This window comes from Spiroplasma sp. ChiS (assembly GCF_002968355.1).
Classification (GTDB): domain Bacteria; phylum Bacillota_I; class Bacilli_A; order Mycoplasmatales; family Mycoplasmataceae; genus Spiroplasma; species Spiroplasma citri.
Genome location: NZ_PUUH01000113.1, coordinates 1 through 1,425, shown reverse-complemented (window position 1 = coordinate 1,425; position 1,425 = coordinate 1). Strand labels below are relative to the sequence as shown.

Here is a 1,425-nt window from a genome sequence, read left to right as displayed (position 1 = left end):
TCCAAAGTAATAAATCAATTAAACTAAACAAAAGCATTGAACCACTAATATAACAATAGTTTTTAAAGAAAAATATAAACTTTTTCATTATTTAAAATACCCAACTATTTTAAAAACCATCCACAAGAAAAACCAAGTTAAAAACAAAATCACAATTCAAACACCAACCATCAAAGTTAAATATTCATTTTGCGTTAAATTCCACATTGTAATACTTTCAACATTCGTTTTATCTATAAACAAAAAAATATAAATAAAAAACTCTTTTAATTTAATTCAATCATTTTGCATYTTTAAAAACTCCAYATTTTTTGAATAAGTTTAAAAAACATTCCAAAAAACAAAACAATAAATAACACAAACGATATAACATATAAAAACTCAGGGGCATTTGMACCAATAATATAACTAACAAATTGAACTCAATAATCATATAAACTCATTTAATTTAAACTTTCTAAATCATTAATTAATTGTTCTTCTTTTTCAACACTTCAATTTGTTAAATTATTATTGTTATTATTTGCTTTTACTTTTTTAGGTTCACTTAAAAATAACGCTTTTTTYATTTTAGTAAAATAATTTTGTTTATATTGATTATATAAATTGATTAATTCTGTTCCAGTTAAATATTTTCAAATATTTCGCTTTAAATTTTCATCATATTTTACAATAGGATAAGAATTATCATAAATCAAACCGATTGCTACTTGTTCCGAATGTTTTTCACTCAAATAAATAAACTTATTACTCAACCAAAAACCAATATGACGATTATGATTGGGTAAATTAATAAAACTTGCTTTATCTGTTGTAAAAGGGATAAATTCCTTACTAATAAAATAATTTTCTATATTCTGATTTTTCTTAACAAAATTACTCAATTTTATCATCTCCACTTCTTAGCATTTTACCTTCTCCTAATTTTCCAACTATATTTTCTAACGGTAATAATTGCTTCTTAAATACTGTAACTTTAAATTCCTTAACTTCTGATATATGTTCCATAATTACAAATGGTAAAAGTACAACAAAAAGGATTAAACAGAAAAAAWACCATATAATACCTATAATATCTCCTACATTTAAAGAACAAATTATAAGAACAATACAAAGACCAGAAACAATTAATATAAAAAAATAAATATAAACAAAACCAAAATTCATAATAATAAATTCTTTTTTTAATTTTTTATATTCCTTAGTTGTTTTAAATTTCATATCCATAATATAGTCTCCTAACTAAATATTTGTTTAATAAACAATGTTATAAATAATGTTTATATAATGTTTTTTAATTGTAATAAAAATTTCATATCCATAATATAGTCTCCTAACTAAATATTTGTTTAATAAACAATGTTATAAATAATGTTTATATAATGTTTTTTAATTGTAATAAACATTGTTAATAAACATTGTTAA

Annotated in this window: 3 protein-coding genes; all 3 read right to left on the bottom strand. The window is 20.3% G+C overall.

All coding sequences use genetic code 4. The annotated features are described in order from the left end of the window. Positions 1-87 precede the first annotated feature (87 nt). The 3 genes from C6B38_RS03885 to C6B38_RS03875 all read right to left on the bottom strand — a co-directional run bounded on the left by C6B38_RS03885 (position 88) and on the right by C6B38_RS03875 (position 1,227). Positions 88-291 (bottom strand): DUF2649 family protein, encoded by a 204-nt coding sequence (locus C6B38_RS03885; protein ID WP_105298725.1) that lies wholly within the window; start codon positions 289-291, stop codon positions 88-90. A gap of 152 nt (positions 292-443) precedes the next feature. Next, positions 444-893, bottom strand: coding sequence for a DUF3627 domain-containing protein (locus C6B38_RS03880; protein ID WP_105298724.1), 450 nt, complete (start codon positions 891-893; stop codon positions 444-446). Beyond that, positions 877-1,227: a hypothetical protein gene (locus C6B38_RS03875; RefSeq protein WP_105298723.1), complete on the bottom strand. Its 351-nt coding sequence runs from the start codon at positions 1,225-1,227 to the stop codon at positions 877-879. The genes C6B38_RS03880 and C6B38_RS03875 overlap by 17 nt, the downstream gene beginning before the upstream one ends. Positions 1,228-1,425: the final 198 nt, after the last annotated feature.